The organism is Ruegeria sp. BF12 (assembly GCF_056538705.1).
The window spans coordinates 44177-63895 of the sequence record NZ_JBQFTP010000001.1 but is presented as its reverse complement, the minus strand read 5'-3'; the positions used below and the strand labels follow the sequence as shown (position 1 = coordinate 63895).

Genomic DNA, 19719 nt, shown 5'->3' with positions numbered 1-19719 from the left:
CTCTATTCCGCCGCGTGACTTTCCGCCAACCCAGTTGCGAAATCGCAGATCGTCTTGAGGGCTGCGGCGAAACGGTCGTCTTCTATGGTCATTGCAACCCGGACATGTCCGGCGGCCGCTTGACCAAAGCTTTCGCCCGGCATGACCGCGATCGCGTGGGTATCGAGCAGTGCGTTGGCAAAAGCCTCACCGCTCATCCGGGTGGCGCGGATGTCGAGCATCAGGTACATCGCGCCTTGCGCGGGAACCAGGCCGACGGTGTTTTGCGCGGCCAGAATGTCAATCGCCAGTGCGCGGCGACGGCGGAACGGAGCCGCAATTTCTTCTTCAAAGTCGGTACCCGCATTCAACGCAAAGCTGGCCGCGTCCTGAATGAACCCGGGCACCCCGTAAGTCGTATGCGTGGCGAGGTTGATCAGATGAGAGATCACCTCTTCCGGCCCGACAACCCAGCCACAGCGCGAACCGGTCATGGCATGTGATTTAGACATCGACCCGACCACCAGCGTTCGCTCGGTCATGTCGGGCAGGGTGCGCGGGGAAATATGCGCGCCATCCCAGACTTGTGTGTCATAGACCTCATCCGAAATCAGCCAGAGGTCGCGTTTGCGGCAGACCTCGGCGATTCCTTCAAGTGTCTGCTTTGAGTAGACGACTCCGGTGGGATTGTTGGGCGTATTAATCAATAGGGAAACCGCACCGTCAGCCGCCGCGTCGACATCTTCGGCGCGTGGTTGGAATGCGTCTGCCGCAGACGCCTGGATTGCTCGCGCCGTCGCGCCCGAGCCCCGAATCGTTCCGGGATAGGTGGCGTAGTAAGGATCGAGATACAGACCGACATCCCCGGGGTCGCACACGGCAACATGCGCGGCAAAAAGGGCAGACTGGCCCCCCGGAGTTATGAGCACATTGTTGCGGGTTGTCTTTGTCCCGGTGCGGGCCTGAATGCGCGCTGCCACGGTGTCTCGCAGCAAATCGGTGCCGGGGACCATGGCGTAGCCGGTGTTTCCTTGCCGGGCAGAGATATCCATGGCGTCCAGAATGGATTCGTCCGTGCGGATATCATGCTCACCGATCGTCAGTTCGGTGATCGGATGACCTTCGCTGATCAGCCGGCGCGCGCGGTAGAACACATCCCAACCGTCGCTGCCGCCCTCGGTCAGATGAGTGATACACTGCGACAGTTTCATGGCACGCTCCGTTCTTGTCTTCAGCGCAGACAGGGCCAGAGGCCTTGGGAAAAGTCAATCAGCTTCGCGGGGGAAGAGTGGCCTGCACTTTTTTGGTCAATGACGACCGGACCAGATCATAGGATGAGGTCAGTCGGTGGCGCAGTTCATCCTCGTCGCAATCGAAGGGCAGCCGAATCCAACTGCGGTGAAAATAGGGGGCCTTTGCACCAATTCCGGCGTCTATCAGCATCTGTGCCGTTTCAATATCCGGAGTTTTGACGGACACACCGTCGTTGGCGGTGCCAATGCACGCAAACATCTTGTCACCGACTTTCCAGGCGTCATGGCCTCCGCCCCACGGGTCGGACAGATCAGCTCCGGGCAATGCACGGCAGATCGAATTAACAAGATCTCGGCTCATATCAACACGGTGCGCGAACCGGTGGTCGAACTCAAGTCTTGGCTCGACCTCCTGTCCGTGCTAGGGGGAGATCATGAACCGGATGACTTGCATCATTATCTGCTGCATTACCTGCTGATTTATCAAGCGGGCCGGTTTCTTTCGTTTTCATCCCTGAGACAAGTTGCTAAGCCCGCGTCAACGCGACACGCTTTGTTGTTCTTAGGAGCCGACTGATGACGACGATCAAACTGCACAATACCCGGACGCGGACGAAAGAGGATTTCGTTCCGATCGATCCCGAAAACGTGCGGATGTATGTCTGTGGTCCAACAGTTTACGACCGCGCCCATCTGGGCAATGCCCGGCCCGTTGTTGTGTTTGACGTGCTCTATCGTTTGCTTCGCCATGTCTACGGCCCGGATCATGTGACCTATGTTCGCAATTTCACCGACGTCGATGATAAGATCAACGCAACGGCTTTGGCGCGTCAAAAGGCGGGTGCCGACGGAACGCTGGAGCAGTTGGTGCAGGAACGGTCGGATGAAACCATCGGCTGGTACTTGCATGACATGGGCGCATTGGGTGCGCTGGAGCCCGATGAGATGCCGCGTGCGACTCAGTACATCGCGCAAATGATTGCGATGATTGAAGATTTGATCGCAAAGGGTCACGCCTATGCGGCCGAGGGGCATGTTCTGTTCGCGGTGGATAGCTGGAAAGAGCAGTATGGTTCGCTGTCCGGCCGATCCGTCGATGACATGATCGCGGGTGCCCGCGTCGAGGTTGCGCCCTACAAGAAAAACCCGATGGATTTCGTGCTGTGGAAGCCTTCGACAGATGATCTGCCTGGGTGGGATTCTCCTTGGGGCCGAGGTCGTCCGGGCTGGCACATCGAATGCTCGGCCATGAGCTATGAGCTGCTGGGCGAAAGCTTTGACATTCACGGCGGCGGCAACGACCTGATGTTCCCACACCATGAGAATGAGATCGCGCAGAGCAAGTGCGCCCACCCGCATGGTGAGTTCGCGCGCGTCTGGCTGCACAACGAAATGCTGCAGGTCGAAGGCAAGAAGATGTCCAAATCTCTGGGCAACTTCTTCACTGTACATGACTTGTTGGAGCAGGGCGTGCCGGGTGAGGTGATCCGCTTTGTGTTCCTGCAGACCCATTATCGCAAGCCGATGGACTGGACCGAAAAAAAGGCCCGCGAGGCTGAGGCGACGCTACGCAAGTGGCGGGCGCTGACAGCGGGCATTGAGCCCGCCGCCAGCGCGGCACCCGCGGTTGTTGCTGCGCTGAGTGATGACCTGAATACTGCGGGCGCTTTGACCGAACTGCACCGGATGGCGGCCGAAGGTGACGCTGCCGGGTTGTTGGCGAGCGCTCAGGTGTTGGGTTTGCTGACCGAAGAGATCGGAGCTTGGGCGGATACCGGGTCATTGGATTTGTCTGCTCACGCGACGAAACTTGCGGATGCGCGCGCCGTTGCGATGCAAAACAAGGACTTCTCGGAAGTGGATCGCCTGAAAGCTGCCTACCTAGCTGCTGGCCTAGAAGTTCGTATGAGCAAAGAGGGCGTAGAGCTGGTGCCCGGCGCAGGCTTTGATGCGGCAAAATTGGAGAATGTCTGATGGTTGACCAAAATCATTCCTGCCGCGCCAAGCTGGCGTAAACGATGACTGAGGGCCAGCGGGAGCAAGCGATGACCAAAGAACGCCTCTACCTCTACGACACAACCCTGCGCGATGGGCAGCAGACGCAGGGTGTCCAGTTCTCGACCGCTGAGAAGGTGCAGATCGCGCAGGCACTGGATGTGTTGTGTGTGGACTACATCGAAGGCGGTTGGCCGGGTGCAAACCCGACGGACAGCGCGTTTTTCGATGCGGCGCCGAAAACGTCGGCCCGTTTGACCGCCTTTGGGATGACCAAACGCTCCGGCCGGTCGACCGAGAATGACGATGTGCTGGCGGCGGTGATGAACGCAGGCACGCAGGCGGTGTGTCTGGTGGGCAAGTCGCACGACTATCATGTGACCCATGCCCTTGGCATCCCGCTGGAGGAGAATGTCGAGAACGTACGCGCCTCGATCGCGCATATCGTGGCGCAGGGGCGTGAAGCGCTGTTTGATGCCGAACATTTCTTTGATGGGTACAAGGACAATCCCGCCTATGCGATTGAGGTGTGCCGGGCTGCGCTGGAAGCGGGCGCGCGGTGGGTCGTTCTGTGCGACACCAACGGGGGGGCTTTGCCCGCCGAAGTGTCGCGGATCGTGTCCGAGGTGATTGCCACGGGCCTTCCGGGGGATCGGCTGGGCATCCATACGCATAACGATACGGAAAACGCGGTAGCTTGTTCTCTGGCTGCCGTAGATGCGGGGGCGCGACAGATACAGGGCACTTTGAACGGGTTGGGTGAGCGTTGTGGCAATGCAAATCTGACCGCTCTGATCCCGACCTTGCTGTTGAAAGAGCCTTACGCGTCGGGTTTCGATATCGGTGTCAGTGTCGAGGCTTTGGCCGGTCTGACGCGTGTCAGTAGGATGCTGGATGACATCCTGAATCGGGTGCCCAGCAAGCAGTCAGCCTATGTCGGTGCCTCGGCCTTTGCTCACAAGGCGGGGCTGCACGCGAGCGCGATTCTGAAAGACCCTTCGACATATGAGCATGTCGACCCGGCGTCGGTTGGCAACACCCGGATCATCCCGATGTCGAACCAGGCGGGGCAGTCGAATTTGCGCAAGCGTCTTACCGAGGCGGGTTTGACCGTCGAGGCAGGCGATCCAGCTTTGGGGCGTATTCTTGAGCGGATCAAACTGCGCGAGGCGGACGGCTATTCCTACGACACAGCACAGGCCAGCTTCGAACTGCTGGCGCGCGACGAGTTGGGGCAATTGCCCGAGTTCTTTGAGGTCAAGCGCTATAAGGTCACCGTTGAACGGCGCAAGAACAAGTACAACAAGATGGTCAGCCTGTCTGAGGCGGTTGTTGTTGTGAAAGTCGATGGTGAAAAGAAACTGTCGGTCAGCGAGTCGCTGGATGGCGATGGCAGTGATCGCGGCCCGGTAAACGCTTTGGCGAAAGCTCTGGCCAAGGATCTGGGGCAGTACTCTCCGATACTGGATGACATGCATCTGGTGGACTTCAAGGTGCGAATAACTCAGGGCGGCACCGAAGCCGTGACGCGCGTCATAATCGACAGCGAAGACGGGCAGGGGCGTCGGTGGTCCACGGTGGGCGTCAGTGCAAACATAGTCGATGCTTCGTTCGAGGCACTGCTGGATGCGATCCAGTGGAAATTGGTACGGGATTGCGGTCCACAGACAGCGGTGGCCGAGTGAGCGTGCAGTTTGACGATGACGTCAAGGCGTGCGCCGCTTTGCTGCATCGGGCTGATCCTGACCGATTCATGGCGGCCATGGCCGCGCCGGTTGCGGCGCGGGCGGTTTTGTTTCCGATCTATGCTCTGAACGTCGAGGTGGCCCGCGCGCCATGGGTCACGCAAGAGCCGATGATCGCAGAGATGCGCCTGCAATGGTGGCGCGACGCCTTGCAGGAGATCGCCGAAGGTCCAAATGTACGGCGGCACGAGGTGGTTACTCCGCTGTCGCGCGCGTTATCCCCGCATCTGGCGGCGATGTTTGATGAATATGTCGCTGTAAGGCGTTGGGATATTTATCGTGATCCGTTTGAGGATGACGCGCATTTCGACGCCTATATCAACCACAGTGCGGGGACGCTCATGGTTGTATCCGCACAGGCTTTGGGTCCGGCGGATGAGGATGTCGTGCGGGATTTCGGCTATGCCATGGGCGTCGCCAATTGGTTTCGTGCCATTCCAGACCTTGAGGCGCGCGGACGAGTACCTTTGCTGGATGGGACGCCTGCGGGTGTTCGGCGTCTGGCCGAAAAGGCGGCTGAAAGATTGAACCGGGCCCGGTCAAATCGACAGGCCGTTTCGAAAAAGGCCTCGGCTGCGCTTCACGCAGGGTGGCAGACCGGATTGATATTGAAGCAGGTCATAGAGCGCCCTGAACGGGTGGCTGCAGGCGCGCTTGGTCCGGGGGAAATTCGCCGCCGCCTGTCCTTGATGGCCCGGGCGGCGACGGGACGCTGGTAGTTATTCCCAGCCGCCGGCACGCATTTCAGCCGAGATTTTCAGGTCGACCATGTCCGATGTTCCCGGTGCGAACATCCCAACGCCAAAATCGCTGCGCAACAACTGGCTTGAGGCTTCGACCCCGACCCATTCGCCTTTGTAGTAGTCGAAGAACCCGGCCAAGGGGTGTGCGCCCATAAAGGTCAGATTGATCTCAAGCGATGCGGGTTTTGTCTTATCCTTGATCGTCAGGTCTCCGATCATCCGCAGGGTGCTCGCACCGGTTTGAACCGCCGAGGTCGAGACAAAGCGGATCTCGGGGTAAGTTTCGATTTCGAAGAAATCACTGCTTTTGAGGTGATCGTTGAGCGGCCCCCAACCGGTTTCAACGCTGGAGGCATCAATCGTAATATCCGCGCTGGTTGCAGTAACGTTTTCAGGGTCAAACTCGACTGTGCCAGAGACCGCGGTCCATTCACCGGACTGCTCGGTCAAACCGGCGTGGTTGTAATAAAACCTGATTTCCGTGTGTCCTTGATCGAAATGATACGTTTCGGCAACGGCAGGGGTCGCCAGTGCTAATGCAAGTGCGGTTGCGTAGAGCGGTTTCATAGTGTTTCTCTGATTTGCTGGGTTGATAGAAAAACATGTAAATGCATCTAAATGGATGAGCAAAGCAAAAACACAATCCTCGCGGAGGCGTGATGAGCGGATTTGACGAAAGAGAAGCGGCCTGGATTGCGCTGAACCAAACGCGCACCCGGATCTTTTCCCGGGCCGAGCGTGCGTTGGTCGCGGCCGGATACCCAAGACTGCATTGGTACGACGTGCTGTGGGAGCTTGAAAGGGCGCCAGACGGCTTGAGGCCCAAGCAGTTAGAGCAGCAATTGCTGTTCGACCAATCCAGCTTTTCCCGTCAGGTCGCGAGAATGGCAGAAGACGGTTTGCTGACGCGTCACGCGGCAACAGGCGATGGGCGGGGGAAGATTCTGCGTGTCACTGACAAGGGCCGGGCCCTAAGGCGGCAAATGTGGGACATTTACCGTAAGCATATTGATGAGGGCATCGCTGAGGCGCAGAAAAACGATGCATTTGTCGCGTTGAAACGGCTTGACGATTAAGCTGTACGGGGCCGCATCGTCAGCCACAACAGCGCGCCGCCTGCCAAGGTAAGTAGCGGTACCATTGCGACGTTCACAGCGGTCCAACCTTCAATCGCCGAGCCACCCGAGCAGTTCATCAATCCGCCTGAAGCCAGCGAGGCAAAGGTCACGCCGCCGAACACCAACAAGTCGTTCAGGCCCTGCATGCGACCGCGCTCGCTCACGTCATGCGATTCAGCCAGCATCGTGGTGGCGCCAATAAAGCCAAAGTTCCAACCAATCCCCAGCAGGATCAGCGCAACAAAGAAGTTGCCCAGTTCAACCCCTTGCAAAGCAACGGCTCCGGCCGCGGCGAGAATGAACAGGCCCACAGCCACGACCCGTTCGACGCCAAACCGCGCGATCAGTTGACCGGTGAAAAAGCTGGGGATGTACATGGCCAGCACATGGCTGGTGACGACATCTGCCGCATCATTGGCGGTGAACCCACAGCCCACAACCGCCAGCGGCGTTGAGGTCATCACAAGGTTCATCAGCGCGTAAGATACCATCGCGCAAATGATGGCGACCGCGATGTGGGGCGTTTTGAGCAACTCGATCCGCGACCGACCTTTGGGCGCATCAGCCGCGGGTTTGGGCGGGGTCGGAATATCGAGAAAAAAGAACAGGGCCGAACCGACGACGTTAACTGCGATGACGGCGATATAGGTGCCGAGGAACGGAATGACATAAGCGGTCGAAGTCAACTTGACGATCTGCGGCCCAATGATGGCCGCCGCCAGCCCTCCGGCCATAACGTAAGAGATTGCTTTTGGGCGAAACTCGTCCGATGCCGTGTCGGCGGCTGCAAATCGGTAGAAACCGTGCGCGCTCATGTAGATTCCTGTCAGCAGGCTTCCAACCAGGAAAACCGGGAACGATCCCAGAAAGAGGCCATATGCTCCGACCAGACCACCGCAGGCACCCGCTGTCGCGCCAACCAGAAACCCGGCGCGGCGCCCCCACCGCTGCATGATGGCCGAAATCGGGGTGGCGGCCAGCATCGACCCCAGCACGATCAGAGAAATAGGCAACGTCGCAAGGCATGCATTTGTCGCCAACGACTGACCTGCCAGCCCTCCGACAATGAAAATCATGGGCATCTGCGCGCCCAGCAAGGCTTGCGCGGCGACCAGAACAGCGACGTTGCGTTTGGCCTGACTGTTGTCCGGGGTGATCGATGTCATCGTCATGGGCACATGCGTATCGGCGAAAACGATTGCGCACAAGCGGGTTGCATCTGCGGCAAAGCAGCCTAACGTGCATCCGAAACCCAAGGCCGGAGGGCACATGTCCGTAGGGCGGATCATCGAAACATCTGACTGTGTCGAGGAAGGAGCGGGCTGGCTGGCCGACACTTGCCCGCGTATGGCTTACGCCATGGAGCAGACCGGTCCGTTGCCCCTGCGCCGTCGTCCCGACGGGTTCGCGCAATTGCTCAGCGCAATCGTCAGCCAACAGGTCAGCGTCGCCTCGGCCAATGCGATCTGGAAACGACTGAAGGATGCGAAACTGACCGGCCCTCGCAAAATCATGTGGGCCACGGATGATGAGTTGCGCGCAGTTGGGTTAAGCCGCCAGAAGATCAGATACGCGCGCGCCCTGGCCGAGGCGCGCATTGATTACAACGCGTTACGGGACGCTTCTAATGAAGCTGTCGTGGCTATTCTGACCGAAGTGCCCGGTATCGGTGTTTGGACCGCCGAGATCTACGCTATGTTTTCGCTCGGCCGCGCCGATGTGATCGCACCCGGCGATCTGGCACTGCAAGAAGCGGCGCGCATCCTCTACGATTTGCCCGAACGGCCGACAGACAAACAGTTGCGGCAAATGGCCGAGGCGTGGTCGCCTTGGCGTTCGGTTGCGGCGCGGGTTCTGTGGGCCTATTACCGGGTGGCTAAGGAACGAGAAGGGATCAGATGACACGAGTTTTGAATGCACTCCGAAAAGAGCCGGTTTCGGGCGACACACGCTCGGTCGTAGTGTTCGTGCACGGATATGGCGCCAACGGGGCAGACTTGCTGGGGCTTGCCGATCCGCTGGGCGAGCATCTGCCGGACACATTGTTCGTGGCGCCGGATGCGCCGGAACAAATTCCCGGAATGCCCAATGGGTTCCAGTGGTTTCCGATCCCTTGGATCGATGGCTCTTCCGAGGAAGAAGCGCGTCGTGGCATGGAAATGGCGGTCGAGGATTTCAACGCTTTTCTCGATGCCCTGATGGTGGACGAAGACGTGCTGCCCGAGCAGGTGGTTCTGTTCGGCTTTAGCCAAGGCACAATGATGAGCCTGCACGTCGCCCCGCGCCGTGAAGACCCTGTGGCCGGGATCGTCGCATTCTCGGGCCGCTTATTGGAGCCGGATCTGTTGCCGGATGAAACCGTTAGCCGGATGCCTGTTTTGCTGGTGCACGGCGACGCCGATGACGTGGTGCCGCCTCAATCGCTGCCCGAAGCAGCCGAAGCGCTGCAGGCCGCAGGGTTCAAGGAGGTTTATGCGCATGTGATGAAGGGGACCGGTCACGGGATTGCTCCGGATGGCCTCAGCGTCGCGCTGGCCTTCATGCGCGACAAACTGAGCCTGTAACGATGATTGCGGTCCGTCCCATGATGCAAGAGGATGTGGCCTCCGCGTGTCGCATCCTCAACGAAATCATTGCGATTGGCGGAACGACCGCGTTGGAAACACCGTTTACAGAAGCGCTGTTTGCCCAAGCCTACCTGAACGGGGTGGACAAGATTTGTTGCCACGTTGCTCTCGACGATCAGGGCGAGGTGGCCGGATTCCAATGGCTTGGAGTTCATGACGACCTGCCGGATGATTGCGTTGATATCGCGACCTTCACCCGGCGCGAGCCGGTGCTGAAAGGGGCAGGGCGCGCCCTTTTTGCTGAAACTTCGACCCAGGCAGCGGCGCTTGGGTTCACCGCGATCAGCGCGACCATCCGGGCCGACAATCGGCCGGGGCTCAACTACTACGACAAGATGGGATTTCGGGACTACTCGGTCGCGTATGGTGTCGCCCTGCAGGACGGTACGCCGGTTGACAGAATCTCGAAGCGATTTGAACTGACGAGAGGGGCGGCATGCTGATTGTTACGGGAACAGTCGAGGTATCACCGGGTGGTGTGGAAAAAGCCGCAACCGCAGCGCAGCGTATGGTGGCGGAGACCGTCAGAGAACCCGGCTGTCTCGTCTACGAATTCAGTCTGATTCTTGGTTTTGCCAACCGGTTTCGCGTCTATGAGGAATGGCAGGATCAGGCCGCGCTCGAGGCGCATTTTGCGGCCCCTCACATGGCAGAGTTTCAGGCTGTACTGGGCGAGGTCGGAGTTGTTTCCAGCGACATCTACCGCGTCGTTGGCGGAGAGAAGCAGCCGTTGCGCTAAGGGATCAGGTCCACAGGTGGCCTTCGGCAAATTCGACTGAATTGCCCGCCGGGTCCCGGATGTACAGCGATCGCGCTCCGTTCGGCCAATCAAACTCGGCATCTATTGGGATGTTCCATTCCAGCAGATGCTTGCGCATTTCGTCGATCTGAGTGCGTGAGAGTGTCATGCAGACATGTCCAGGTCCACGTGCGCCGTGCGGCGGGACAGGCAGATCGGGATTGCCCGGAGGCTTTTCCGTCTCATCCGCGTTGAACAATAACAATACCGAACCGCCAACTCGAAAAAAAATGTGCCGGTCGGCGACGCGTTGAATTTGCTCCAACGCCAGTATTTCCCCATAGAACCGTTCGGCTGCGTCCAGATCGTCAACATAGAGCGCAGCTTCAAGGATGCCTTCAGGGGGCGGCGTGTTTCGGGTGACTTTCATGCCCTAAGCCTATCACAAAAGGGCGTTTTCGTCACCTGCGCGGGCGGCGGTCTCGTTTGCGCTGCGGCGGCGGGGTCAGTGCAGGTGCCGACAGACTGTCCCATTGGCCGGGTTCCAACCCGTCCAGCGTCCAGTCACCGATGCGCGCCCGGATCAGGCGCAAGGTCGGGTGGCCGACAGCAGCGGTCATGCGCCGAACCTGCCGGTTTCGACCTTCGCGCAAAGTGAGTTCGATCCAGCAATCCGGCACGGTCTGGCGAACACGTATCGGAGGATTGCGCGGCCACAGCCCTTCTGGCTCATCCATCATGCGGGCTTTGGCAGGGCGAGTCGGCCCGTCTTTCAGGTCGACCCCGTCACGAAGCGCTTTCAAGGCGGACGCATCTGGCACGCCTTCGACCTGAACCCAATATGTTTTCGCCATCTTGTGCTTAGGGTCAGAAATCTGTGCTTGTAGCCTGCCATTGTCGGTCAGCAGCATAAGGCCCTCGCTGTCCCGATCCAGGCGCCCGGCCGGGTAAACACCGGGCAGGTCGATGAAATCCGACAGCGTGCTGCGCGGAGACTCCGCGTTTGCGCGGTCCGTGAACTGCGGCAACACATCGAAAGGTTTGTTGAATCGGATGAACCAGCTCATGATCTCGCCTTAGCCTGTCGGGCACAGCGAACGCAACCTGTGGATAACTGTCACGATGTTGTTACGGATTCGGCTTTACCAATCCCCGAGATATTGTGGAAACTCAGGGCTTGTCAGAGTTTTAACACGATATATAGTTAAGCTAAGGCCGGGGCGGGTGTTCCCCGCTCTGATGTCAAAAACGGGCAGAGCAGAGCGAGGAGCGATTCTGATATGGACGGAGACTTCAGAACCGAATTTGTCAGGGAACCGGGTGCCCTAAAGCACCATCCGGCATTGGTTTTGAACGCCGATTATCGCCCCTTGTCCTACTACCCACTGTCCCTGTGGCCCTGGCAAGAAGCGATAAAGGCGGCATGGCTGGACAGGGTCGACATCGTGGCCGAGTACGACGAGGTCGTTCGAAGCCCGAGTACCGAGATACGAATACCGTCGGTCGTTGTCCTCAAAGACTATGTAAAACCCAGAAAGCGCGTGGCCTTCACGCGCTTTAATTTATTTTTGAGGGATGAATTCTGCTGCCAATACTGCGGCAGCCGCGGCGACCTGACCTTTGACCATGTTGTTCCCCGTGCCGCAGGTGGTGTCACAAGCTGGCAAAACGTGGTGGCAGCTTGCAGCCCCTGTAACCTGAAAAAGGGCTCAAAATCGTTGCGGCAGGCGGGTATGACCTTGCGCAAACCCCCACGCCAGCCGGATGCCGAGGCACTGCGGAATATCGGCCGGAAATTCCCACCGAACCACCTGCACGATAGCTGGATCGACTTTCTGTATTGGGATGCCGAACTGGACGAGATGTAACGTTTACTTCGCGCGGAACGCGGCCAGCCAAATCAGGACCAGACCAGCCGAGAGCAGAGCGTTCCACCCGGCCATCGACAGGCCGAACATCTCCCATGGGATATCATCGCAGCGCACCAGCGGCGCGGACATGATCTGATCCATCAACTCTTGCGTCGACAATCCGCCGATATCACCAGAACTACAGCTGGTTGGGCCTTCCCACCATTTCTGCTCGACACCTGCATGAAACATGCCGATGCCCGCTGTGGTCATTGCCGCGGCAGCACCCAGCAGAGGTAATAGCCGAACACCGGGAAAGGCAAAGGCTAACACGCCGATCACGACGGCCGCGCCATGCGGATAGCGTTGCCAGATGCACATTTTACACGGGGCCATCCCGCCCAAATATTGGAAGCCCCATGCGCCAAGTAGCAGCGCAGCGGACCCGCCAGCGGCAATCAGGATCAGTAAGTTTCTACGCGTCATAGATATCGCACCACTAAGAACCCACCGAACAGCAGGATGATGAACAGGGTAAACATAAGGCCCAGACGTTTCTCGATGAAGTTACGAATGGGATCGCCAAAGCCCCAGAGCAACCCGGCGACAACAAAGAACCTGAGCGCCCGCGCCAGAATCGATGTGGCGATGAACGTTCCCAGTGGCATGCCCGTCCAGCCGGACATGATGGTGATCACCTTGTACGGGAAGGGGGTTACGCCCGCTCCCAACACGGCCCAGAAGCCGAAGTCGTTGAACTTGGCGTTGAACTCTTCCATGGCCTGCGCCTTGCCCATAGATTCGAGGATGGGCTGGCCGATGCTCTCATAGAAAAACGCGCCGATCGCATACCCAAGCATCCCGCCCAACACTGAAGCAACCAGCGCCACGGTGGCGATCAGCCAGGCGCGTGACGGGCGCGCAAGGATCATGGGAATCATCAGGACATCGGGTGGAATCGGAAAGAACGAGCTTTCGACGAATGCCACGATAGCCAGCGCCCACAGTGCATGCGGATGTTCGGCCAGACGGATGGTCCAGTCATATAGCGATCGCAACATAAGGTGCCAAAATCCCGTTCTCGTGTCGGGCAAGCCAAACCATGCACCCGAAGGGGCGTCAACACTGTCCAGGGAAAACAAATTGAATATCGGTTGATTTTTGCCTCTGGACCTTCCCGAACATGAACGCTAATCCAATGTTCGTGGCCCAAGTGGCGGAATGGTAGACGCAGGGGATTCAAAATCCCCCGATGGTAACATCGTGAGAGTTCGAGTCTCTCCTTGGGCACCACACCGCATCCGAAAACCAAAAAATGTCTCCCCAGACGTGCGGCAGCCGCGTATTGACGTGTTTAGCGCCGGTCGTTTCGCAGGATCAGCCATGCCAAAAAACCGATATAGGCAAAAACGCCGAGGTTCAGTGCGGTGTCGATCAACTGGCCGCTCATGATTGGTCCTCCTGCGCGAGACATTTGAACAGGCAGATAACGAGGATCGGCACGATAAACACGAAGGCAATGGCAGACAGGGCGATGATGGATCTGACCAGTGAGATGTCGCCAACCAGAATCATGGCCAGCCCTAAAGCGCCGAGGATTATGCCCCAGATCGTTCGAATCCTTGGGGAAGGGTTATCGTCGCCTCCGGTTCCGATCATTGCGAGCGTAAATCCCGCGCTGACGACGCTGGTAACTACGAAAAGAAACGCCGCCAGAATTGTTGCTGTCCTTGTAATGCCATCCAGTGGGAACCGTTCGAGCAGTGCAAATGTGGTTGCGTCAAGGTTTTCAGCGTTGACCGCCGACAAGGCTCCTTCCTGACGCAGGGCATCGAAAAAGCCCAAGCCACCGAAAACCCCGAACCACAGGATTGAGAACAGTGTCGGGGTGACAACGACCCCGATCAGAAATTCGCGGATCGTACGACCGCGCGAGATTCTTGCGATGAAGATTCCGACAAAAGGCGACCAGGCTAGCCACCAGATCATGTAGTTCAGTGTCCACCCCTGAAACCAGTCGGTTACGATGTCGTCGAAGAACTCTGCCGTTGAAAACCCTGCGGGTAGGACGCCGAAAAGATACCGTCCGAAACCTGAAACTATGCCATCCATCAAAAACGAGGTAGGACCCAGGACCAAAAGATATACCATCATCCCGACAGCAATCAGCATTGCCGCGTTTGACAGCAGGGCCATCCCGTCGCCCAAATCGCGCCGCAGAGGGATTATGAACGCGACGCACAGCACAGCAAAAACGGGCAGGGTCAGCACGCCCGGAGACTCGACACCGAGCAACCCGGCCAAGCCGGTTTGAATCTGGAAAACCCCCATTGCCATAGAACCTGCCAGTCCTACAGCAATCGCAACGATCGACAGCAGGTCAAAAACCCAGGCCATCGCCTTCGTCCATCCTGCCTCTCCCAGCGCGTCCGTGACTGGCGCGCTCAATAAAAGACTGCGATGGCGACGATAGGCGAAATAGGCGATGACCAATCCAACGATCCCGTAAATTGCCCAAGCATGAAATCCCCAGTTCAGATAGGTCACGAACATCGCATAGCTGGCGGCTTCGGGATCGCTATTGAACTGGCGCAGCACTTCGTAGTGCGTCAGGGGCTCGGCCGCCCCATAGAATAAAAGCCCCACACCCATGCCCGCCGCGAACAGCATTGCGATCCATGCGGAGGTCGAAAACTCCGGTTCCGCCGAGTCGGGGCCTAGACGGATGTCCCCGAACCGCGACAAGGCCAGATACAATGCCACAAACAATAGACCGCTGACCTCAAGCATGATGAACCAGCCTCGGCTGTCGAACTGCGTGGCCACAGCGGACGTAGCAATGCGACCAAGGCCCTGAGGGTCGGCTATGCCCCAAGCGGCAATCGATGCGCTCAGGGCAAGAGCGATCATTAGCATCGGGCTGGGAGATTTTCGGTCCACTGTCCAGAACCCCTTCCACCAGTTTTTTGAAACACTTGGTCGTTTGCTCGAGCCTAGATTGGCCGTTCCGACTTTCAAAGTGTTTATACGCATTTAGCAAGCCGCCGCTCGTAGGTTCCCAGGGCAGCGTCGATCTGTCCAAAAGCGCTGGATAATAGGGGGAAACTTGCGGATTTTCCCTCACATCTGCTGATCTGGGCGATCTGTCCCGGTGCAGGGGTTGACAAGCAGAGTGTCTGAATGAAACGTCAAATATGTTGGGAGACTTTGAATTTTCAGATGCTTGACCCGTTGCAAGACGGGTGTGCTTGCCGTACCGGCAAGGTCCCTGGATGGGGGTCGCTGATCGGTTTCCCATCCACAATAAGAGTTGGGAGTTCTCAAAAATGAAAAACAGCAGCAAGCTTAGCCTGGGTGCGGTCGTTACCGCTGCTCTTATGGCTCCGGCCGCTTATGCAGAAGAATTCATCACTATCGGTACCGGCGGCGTGACCGGCGTTTACTATCCCACTGGTGGTGCGATCTGCCGTCTGGTGAACAAGGGCCGTAAAGAGCACGGTGTGCGTTGCTCGGTCGAGTCAACAGGTGGTTCGGTTTACAACATCAACACCATCCGCGAAGGTGAGCTGGAGTTTGGTGTTGCTCAGTCCGACTGGCAGTACCACGCGTTTAACGGCAGCTCGAAATTCGAAGAGGCTGGCCCGTTCGAAGGTCTGCGCGCGGTATTCTCGGTGCACCCCGAACCGTTCACCGTTGTGGCCCGTGCTGATTCCGGCATTGCCAACTTCGAGGACCTGAAGGGCAAGCGCGTCAACATCGGCAACCCCGGTTCCGGTCAGCGCGGCACAATGGAAGTCCTGCTGGGCGAAATGGGCTGGACCACCGACGATTTCGAACTGGCGACCGAGCTGAAGGCGGCTGAACAGTCTGCAGCCCTCTGCGACAACCAGATCGACGCGATGGTATACACCGTTGGTCACCCGTCAGGTTCGATCCAGGAAGCCACGACTGCGTGTGACTCGGTTCTGGTAAATGTCAGCGGCGACGCAGTTGACAAGCTGGTCAACGACAACTCGTTCTACCGTACCGCAACCATCCCCGGTGGCATGTACCGTGGTTCGGATGGCGACACCGCGACCTTTGGTGTTGGCGCGACCTTCGTGACTTCGGCAGACGTGTCGGATGACGCGGTTTATGCGGTTGTCAGCTCGGTCTTCGAAAACTTCGACGACTTCAAAAAGCTGCACCCGGCCTTCGCCAACCTCAAGCCCGAAGAGATGATCGCAGACGGCCTGTCGGCTCCGCTGCATCCGGGCGCCGAGAAGTACTACAAAGAAAAAGGCTGGATTCAGTAAACCAGACCTAATGCAGGGTGCCTAACGGCGCCCTGCCACCCAAACCCGAACAAATCGGGTGGTTCAGAAGGCCAAAATGGCCGCGACGGGGAGACATTTCATGAGTTCCGACACACAATCCAACCAACCGCTATCCGAAGAAGAGCTGCAGGATCTTGTAGCCTCGTCCGATGCGGGCGGGCGTAATCCGGTCGGTAATGTCGGAGTTTTTCTAGCCGTTGTGGCCGCGATCTGGTCGATCTTTCAGGTCGTTCTGGCCTCGCCGCTGGCGAATTACGTCCTGCCGGGTAGTGTTGTGAACAACGCGCGGCAGTTTCACCTGGCCTTTGCGATGTTCCTGGCCTTTGCGGCCTATCCAGCGCTGAAATCCAGCCCGCGCGATTACATCCCGATTCAGGACTGGATCATGGGCCTGCTGGGTACTTTTGTCGCCCTTTACGGGTATTTCTTCTACAACAAGATCGTCGACGCAGGTGGTCTTGCGGATGATACCGACAAGTGGGTCGCACTGGTCGGTCTGCTGTTGCTGTTTGAGGCCGCGCGTCGCGCGCTTGGCCCGGCAATGGCGATTATCGCGACGATTTTCCTTGCCTACGTTTTCTTTGGGTCCTCAGAGTGGGTGCCCGAAGTTATCCGCTGGAAGGGCGCAAGTCTGAAAAAGGCGATGAGCCACATGTGGATCACGTCCGAGGGCGTCTTCGGAATCGCCTTGGGTGTTTCCACCAAATTCGTGTTCCTGTTCGTGCTGTTCGGCGCGCTGCTCGATAAGGCCGGGGCAGGGAACTACTTTATCAAAATGGCGTTTGGCGCTCTTGGCCACCTGCGCGGTGGTCCTGCCAAAGCAGCCGTTGTGGGCTCGGCGGCGACCGGCCTGATTTCGGGTTCTTCCATCGCCAACGTTGTGACCACCGGGACATTCACTATTCCACTGATGAAGCGCGTCGGGTTCAGCAGTGAACAGGCGGGCTCGGTCGAGGTTGCCAGCTCCGTGAATGGCCAGATCATGCCCCCAGTGATGGGTGCTGCGGCTTTCCTGATGGTGGAATATGTCGGCATCTCGTACGTCGAGGTCATCACCCACGCCTTCCTGCCCGCCGCGATTTCTTACATCGCGCTGGTCTACATCGTGCACCTTGAAGCGGTGAAGCGGAACATGCCCACGTTGGGCGACCGCGACGTGCATCTGGCACGCACCGTGGTTGGGATGCTGTCCTTCTTCCTGATTTTTGCCGGCCTCTGCTATGGCTCGCAATTCCCGGTGGAAGCGGTGACCAATTGGGTGCCGTCGATGGCGGGTCTTGTCCTTAGCCTGATTGTTTGCGCCGTCTACGTGGTGCTGCTGAAGCTGGCGGCCACCGTGCCGGACCTGGAGCCGGATGATCCGAACGCCAAAGAAGTCACCCTGCCGGTCATCGCGGACATCTACAAAGCCGGTCTGCACTATCTGTTGCCGATCATCGTACTGGTCTACTTCCTGATGATCGAACAGAAGTCGCCGGGCCTGTCGGCCTTCTGGGCGACGGCGCTGCTGTTTGTGATCTTGCTGACGCAGAAGCCTCTCAAGGCGATCTTCCGTGGGCAAAGCAATGTGTACAACACGTTCATCGACGGTGTCGCTGACCTTTGGCAGGGCATGATCGATGGTGCGCGGAACATGATCGGTATCGCACTTGCCACGGCAACTGCAGGCGTGATCGTGGGCACCGTGACCCTGACCGGGGTCGGGCAGGTGATGGCCGATCTGGTCGAGTTCCTGTCGGGTGGCAATCTGATCCTGATGCTGGTGATGGTCGGCCTGCTCAGCCTGATCCTTGGCATGGGTCTGCCGACCACGGCGAACTACATCGTGGTCAGCTCGCTGATGGCTGGCGTGGTCGTGGAACTTGGCGCACAAAGCGGCCTGATCGTTCCGCTGATCGCGGTGCACCTGTTTGTGTTCTACTTCGGGATCATGGCGGACGTAACGCCACCGGTTGGTCTGGCTAGCTTTGCGGCTGCCGCCGTGTCGGGGGGCGATGCCATCAAAACTGGCTTCACGGCCTTCTTCTACAGCCTGCGGACCGTGGCGCTGCCGTTTGTGTTCATCTTCAACACGGACCTGCTGCTGATCGATGTGACCTGGATCGAGGGGATAACGGTGGCGATATTCGCGACGATAGCCATCCTCGTCTTCACCGCAGGTACTATGGGGTACTTCCTGACCCGCAGCCGCATCTATGAAAGCATTGCACTGATCCTGGTGGCCTTCGCGCTGTTCAGGCCCGACTTTTTCATGAACCGCATCTCACCGCCATTTACCTCGGTCGAGCCGTCGGCATTCGTGGAAACCATCGGAAACACACCTCCGGGAACTGAAGTTCGAATGGTTATCAGCGGGCCGGACTTCGATACGCTGGAAATGACGGATACAACCGTGGTTGTGCCTGTTGGAAGCGAAGAGGGTGGTCAGGCACGCGTTGACGCTATGGGCCTTCTGCTGATCGAAGAAGACGGTCTGATGAAACTGGAAGAGCCGATGTTCGGGTCCCCGGTCGCCGACGATCTGGACATCTTCGATTATTACGGGGATGAGGCCGTGCGTCTGACCTCGGTCAGCTTGCCGTCCAGCCAGCCTCCGAAACAACTGATCTATATTCCGGCCCTTCTTCTGCTGGGCCTGATCGCTTTCCTTCAGCGCGGCCGAGCCGCCAGACAAGAGGTGCCCGCATGACAAACGCTGTTCTTTGTGCCATCGACATCAGCAACGGCGATCTTGATACGCACGTGCTGAAAAAAGCTGCTGCTCTGGCCGATCAAGAGAACGCACAGCTGGATGTTGTCACTGTCCTTCCGGACTTTGGGGAAAGTTGGGTTTCCGGCTTCTTCGAAAGCGATTTTCACGACAAGGCGATGGAAGAGGCCCATACCAAACTGGCCGAGATGTGCATCTCGGCCCTTGGGGCGGATAGGAATGAGAAGATCCGCCATGTGGTCGCGACCGGTACAGCCTATCAGGAAATCCTGAAAACCGCCGAAAGCGCGGGCAGCGATCTGATTGTGATCGGGGCGCACAAACCCGATTTCAAGGACTATCTGCTGGGCCCGAACGCCGCGCGGGTCGTGCGGCATTCGAACGTCTCGGTTTACGTGGTGCGATAGCGGAGTTCCATCAAGGCGAGCGCATTGGGTGTTCGCCTCGGTCGCATTATCGTCTTAGCCGCGGTCAGTTCTGATCAAAGGATAGGTGCCAGGAACAACTTTGCGACTAAGTGTTCTTGGTTCGGTACGAAGAAACGGAGACGGACACTCCGCTTCCCGTGATTCTGCCTTCAACCCCGACAGAACTTGTCCATTTGACCTCCGTTGACGCAGGTGACCCTAAAATCTCGAGAGAAT

General features: G+C 58.2%; 21 protein-coding genes and 1 tRNA gene. 13 read left to right on the top strand and 9 right to left on the bottom strand.

All coding sequences use genetic code 11. The annotated features are described in order from the left end of the window. Window positions 1-2: 2 nt before the first annotated feature. Together ACR0J0_RS00325 and ACR0J0_RS00320 are read right to left on the bottom strand one after the other, a co-directional pair. Window positions 3-1190 carry a pyridoxal phosphate-dependent aminotransferase gene (locus ACR0J0_RS00325; RefSeq protein ID WP_480660352.1) on the bottom strand — a complete coding sequence of 396 codons (1188 nt, stop codon included), beginning with the start codon at window positions 1188-1190 and terminating at the stop codon, window positions 3-5. A gap of 58 nt (window positions 1191-1248) precedes the next feature. Continuing rightward, a complete protein-coding gene (locus tag ACR0J0_RS00320) occupies window positions 1249-1593 on the bottom strand; it encodes an MmcQ/YjbR family DNA-binding protein (RefSeq protein WP_480660350.1) in 345 nt (114 codons plus the stop codon). Window positions 1594-1808: 215 nt separating this feature from the next. Here ACR0J0_RS00320 and cysS point away from each other — a divergent pair, with 215 nt between their 5' ends. The 3 genes from cysS to ACR0J0_RS00305 all read left to right on the top strand — a co-directional run bounded on the left by cysS (window position 1809) and on the right by ACR0J0_RS00305 (window position 5691). Then, on the top strand, window positions 1809-3206 hold the full coding sequence (gene cysS, locus ACR0J0_RS00315) for a cysteine--tRNA ligase (protein ID WP_480660348.1): 1398 nt from the start codon (window positions 1809-1811) through the stop codon (window positions 3204-3206). 71 nt (window positions 3207-3277) lie between these two features. Continuing rightward, on the top strand, window positions 3278-4912 hold the full coding sequence (gene cimA / locus ACR0J0_RS00310) for a citramalate synthase (protein WP_480660346.1): 1635 nt from the start codon (window positions 3278-3280) through the stop codon (window positions 4910-4912). Window positions 4913-4914: 2 nt separating this feature from the next. After that, a complete protein-coding gene (locus ACR0J0_RS00305; protein ID WP_480661197.1) occupies window positions 4915-5691 on the top strand; it encodes a squalene/phytoene synthase family protein in 777 nt (258 codons plus the stop codon). Here ACR0J0_RS00305 and ACR0J0_RS00300 read toward each other — a convergent pair whose 3' ends face one another. Next, complete coding sequence (locus ACR0J0_RS00300) at window positions 5692-6282, bottom strand: YceI family protein (RefSeq protein ID WP_480660344.1); 591 nt, start codon at window positions 6280-6282, stop codon at window positions 5692-5694. A gap of 92 nt (window positions 6283-6374) precedes the next feature. Between ACR0J0_RS00300 and ACR0J0_RS00295 the strand changes: the two genes are divergently transcribed. Further along, window positions 6375-6791, top strand: coding sequence for a MarR family winged helix-turn-helix transcriptional regulator (locus ACR0J0_RS00295; RefSeq protein WP_480660342.1), 417 nt, complete (start codon window positions 6375-6377; stop codon window positions 6789-6791). Here the strand turns inward: ACR0J0_RS00295 and ACR0J0_RS00290 are convergent. Beyond that, on the bottom strand, window positions 6788-8005 hold the full coding sequence (locus ACR0J0_RS00290; RefSeq protein WP_480661196.1) for an MFS transporter: 1218 nt from the start codon (window positions 8003-8005) through the stop codon (window positions 6788-6790). The genes ACR0J0_RS00295 and ACR0J0_RS00290 overlap by 4 nt on opposite strands. Window positions 8006-8102: 97 nt before the next feature. On the opposite strand from ACR0J0_RS00290, the gene ACR0J0_RS00285 reads away from it, so the two are divergent. From ACR0J0_RS00285 to ACR0J0_RS00270, 4 genes are read left to right on the top strand one after another with little or no spacing between them, the layout of a single operon-like run. After that, complete coding sequence (locus tag ACR0J0_RS00285) at window positions 8103-8735, top strand: DNA-3-methyladenine glycosylase family protein (protein WP_480660340.1); 633 nt, start codon at window positions 8103-8105, stop codon at window positions 8733-8735. After that, a complete protein-coding gene (locus tag ACR0J0_RS00280; protein ID WP_239335029.1) occupies window positions 8732-9397 on the top strand; it encodes an alpha/beta hydrolase in 666 nt (221 codons plus the stop codon). Before ACR0J0_RS00285 ends, ACR0J0_RS00280 begins: the two co-directional genes overlap by 4 nt. Window positions 9398-9399: 2 nt before the next feature. Beyond that, complete coding sequence (locus ACR0J0_RS00275) at window positions 9400-9903, top strand: N-acetyltransferase family protein (RefSeq protein ID WP_480660338.1); 504 nt, start codon at window positions 9400-9402, stop codon at window positions 9901-9903. Next, complete coding sequence (locus tag ACR0J0_RS00270) at window positions 9897-10199, top strand: putative quinol monooxygenase (protein ID WP_480660337.1); 303 nt, start codon at window positions 9897-9899, stop codon at window positions 10197-10199. The genes ACR0J0_RS00275 and ACR0J0_RS00270 overlap by 7 nt, the downstream gene beginning before the upstream one ends. Before the next feature lie 4 nt (window positions 10200-10203). Here ACR0J0_RS00270 and ACR0J0_RS00265 read toward each other — a convergent pair whose 3' ends face one another. Then, complete coding sequence (locus ACR0J0_RS00265; RefSeq protein WP_480660335.1) at window positions 10204-10629, bottom strand: VOC family protein; 426 nt, start codon at window positions 10627-10629, stop codon at window positions 10204-10206. Window positions 10630-10660: 31 nt separating this feature from the next. Continuing rightward, window positions 10661-11266 carry an rRNA large subunit pseudouridine synthase E gene (locus tag ACR0J0_RS00260; protein ID WP_480660333.1) on the bottom strand — a complete coding sequence of 202 codons (606 nt, stop codon included), beginning with the start codon at window positions 11264-11266 and terminating at the stop codon, window positions 10661-10663. Window positions 11267-11479: 213 nt separating this feature from the next. Between ACR0J0_RS00260 and ACR0J0_RS00255 the strand changes: the two genes are divergently transcribed. Next, window positions 11480-12067 (top strand): HNH endonuclease, encoded by a 588-nt coding sequence (locus tag ACR0J0_RS00255; protein ID WP_239335047.1) that lies wholly within the window; start codon window positions 11480-11482, stop codon window positions 12065-12067. Between the two features lie 3 nt (window positions 12068-12070). Here ACR0J0_RS00255 and ACR0J0_RS00250 read toward each other — a convergent pair whose 3' ends face one another. Both ACR0J0_RS00250 and ACR0J0_RS00245 read right to left on the bottom strand, forming a co-directional pair. After that, window positions 12071-12535 carry a disulfide bond formation protein B gene (locus ACR0J0_RS00250; protein WP_480660331.1) on the bottom strand — a complete coding sequence of 155 codons (465 nt, stop codon included), beginning with the start codon at window positions 12533-12535 and terminating at the stop codon, window positions 12071-12073. Continuing rightward, on the bottom strand, window positions 12532-13110 hold the full coding sequence (locus ACR0J0_RS00245; RefSeq protein WP_480660329.1) for a YqaA family protein: 579 nt from the start codon (window positions 13108-13110) through the stop codon (window positions 12532-12534). Before ACR0J0_RS00245 ends, ACR0J0_RS00250 begins: the two co-directional genes overlap by 4 nt. 146 nt (window positions 13111-13256) lie before the next feature. On the opposite strand from ACR0J0_RS00245, the gene ACR0J0_RS00240 reads away from it, so the two are divergent. After that, window positions 13257-13342 (top strand) — tRNA-Leu (locus tag ACR0J0_RS00240). Window positions 13343-13495: 153 nt separating this feature from the next. Here the strand turns inward: ACR0J0_RS00240 and ACR0J0_RS00235 are convergent. Beyond that, the gene (locus ACR0J0_RS00235) at window positions 13496-14989 is read right to left on the bottom strand and encodes a BCCT family transporter (RefSeq protein ID WP_480660327.1); all 1494 of its coding nucleotides are present in this window, start codon (window positions 14987-14989) and stop codon (window positions 13496-13498) included. Between the two features lie 386 nt (window positions 14990-15375). On the opposite strand from ACR0J0_RS00235, the gene ACR0J0_RS00230 reads away from it, so the two are divergent. The 3 genes from ACR0J0_RS00230 to ACR0J0_RS00220 all read left to right on the top strand — a co-directional run bounded on the left by ACR0J0_RS00230 (window position 15376) and on the right by ACR0J0_RS00220 (window position 19482). Continuing rightward, window positions 15376-16344 carry a TAXI family TRAP transporter solute-binding subunit gene (locus ACR0J0_RS00230; RefSeq protein WP_480660326.1) on the top strand — a complete coding sequence of 323 codons (969 nt, stop codon included), beginning with the start codon at window positions 15376-15378 and terminating at the stop codon, window positions 16342-16344. Window positions 16345-16444: 100 nt separating this feature from the next. Next, window positions 16445-19054 (top strand): TRAP transporter permease, encoded by a 2610-nt coding sequence (locus ACR0J0_RS00225; RefSeq protein ID WP_480660324.1) that lies wholly within the window; start codon window positions 16445-16447, stop codon window positions 19052-19054. Next, window positions 19051-19482: a universal stress protein gene (locus tag ACR0J0_RS00220; RefSeq protein WP_480660322.1), complete on the top strand. Its 432-nt coding sequence runs from the start codon at window positions 19051-19053 to the stop codon at window positions 19480-19482. Before ACR0J0_RS00225 ends, ACR0J0_RS00220 begins: the two co-directional genes overlap by 4 nt. Window positions 19483-19719 lie beyond the last annotated feature (237 nt).

Coding starts and splice junctions, on each gene's coding strand:
- ACR0J0_RS00325 (WP_480660352.1), bottom strand. CDS start 1,190: ATGAAACTGTCGCAGTGTATCACTCATCTGACCGAGGGCGGCAGCGAC.
- ACR0J0_RS00320 (WP_480660350.1), bottom strand. CDS start 1,593: ATGAGCCGAGATCTTGTTAATTCGATCTGCCGTGCATTGCCCGGAGCT.
- cysS (WP_480660348.1), top strand. CDS start 1,809: ATGACGACGATCAAACTGCACAATACCCGGACGCGGACGAAAGAGGAT.
- cimA (WP_480660346.1), top strand. CDS start 3,278: ATGACCAAAGAACGCCTCTACCTCTACGACACAACCCTGCGCGATGGG.
- ACR0J0_RS00300 (WP_480660344.1), bottom strand. CDS start 6,282: ATGAAACCGCTCTACGCAACCGCACTTGCATTAGCACTGGCGACCCCT.
- ACR0J0_RS00295 (WP_480660342.1), top strand. CDS start 6,375: ATGAGCGGATTTGACGAAAGAGAAGCGGCCTGGATTGCGCTGAACCAA.
- ACR0J0_RS00290 (WP_480661196.1), bottom strand. CDS start 8,005: ATGACGATGACATCGATCACCCCGGACAACAGTCAGGCCAAACGCAAC.
- ACR0J0_RS00285 (WP_480660340.1), top strand. CDS start 8,103: ATGTCCGTAGGGCGGATCATCGAAACATCTGACTGTGTCGAGGAAGGA.
- ACR0J0_RS00280 (WP_239335029.1), top strand. CDS start 8,732: ATGACACGAGTTTTGAATGCACTCCGAAAAGAGCCGGTTTCGGGCGAC.
- ACR0J0_RS00275 (WP_480660338.1), top strand. CDS start 9,400: ATGATTGCGGTCCGTCCCATGATGCAAGAGGATGTGGCCTCCGCGTGT.
- ACR0J0_RS00270 (WP_480660337.1), top strand. CDS start 9,897: ATGCTGATTGTTACGGGAACAGTCGAGGTATCACCGGGTGGTGTGGAA.
- ACR0J0_RS00265 (WP_480660335.1), bottom strand. CDS start 10,629: ATGAAAGTCACCCGAAACACGCCGCCCCCTGAAGGCATCCTTGAAGCT.
- ACR0J0_RS00260 (WP_480660333.1), bottom strand. CDS start 11,266: ATGAGCTGGTTCATCCGATTCAACAAACCTTTCGATGTGTTGCCGCAG.
- ACR0J0_RS00255 (WP_239335047.1), top strand. CDS start 11,480: ATGGACGGAGACTTCAGAACCGAATTTGTCAGGGAACCGGGTGCCCTA.
- ACR0J0_RS00250 (WP_480660331.1), bottom strand. CDS start 12,535: ATGACGCGTAGAAACTTACTGATCCTGATTGCCGCTGGCGGGTCCGCT.
- ACR0J0_RS00245 (WP_480660329.1), bottom strand. CDS start 13,110: ATGTTGCGATCGCTATATGACTGGACCATCCGTCTGGCCGAACATCCG.
- ACR0J0_RS00230 (WP_480660326.1), top strand. CDS start 15,376: ATGAAAAACAGCAGCAAGCTTAGCCTGGGTGCGGTCGTTACCGCTGCT.
- ACR0J0_RS00225 (WP_480660324.1), top strand. CDS start 16,445: ATGAGTTCCGACACACAATCCAACCAACCGCTATCCGAAGAAGAGCTG.
- ACR0J0_RS00220 (WP_480660322.1), top strand. CDS start 19,051: ATGACAAACGCTGTTCTTTGTGCCATCGACATCAGCAACGGCGATCTT.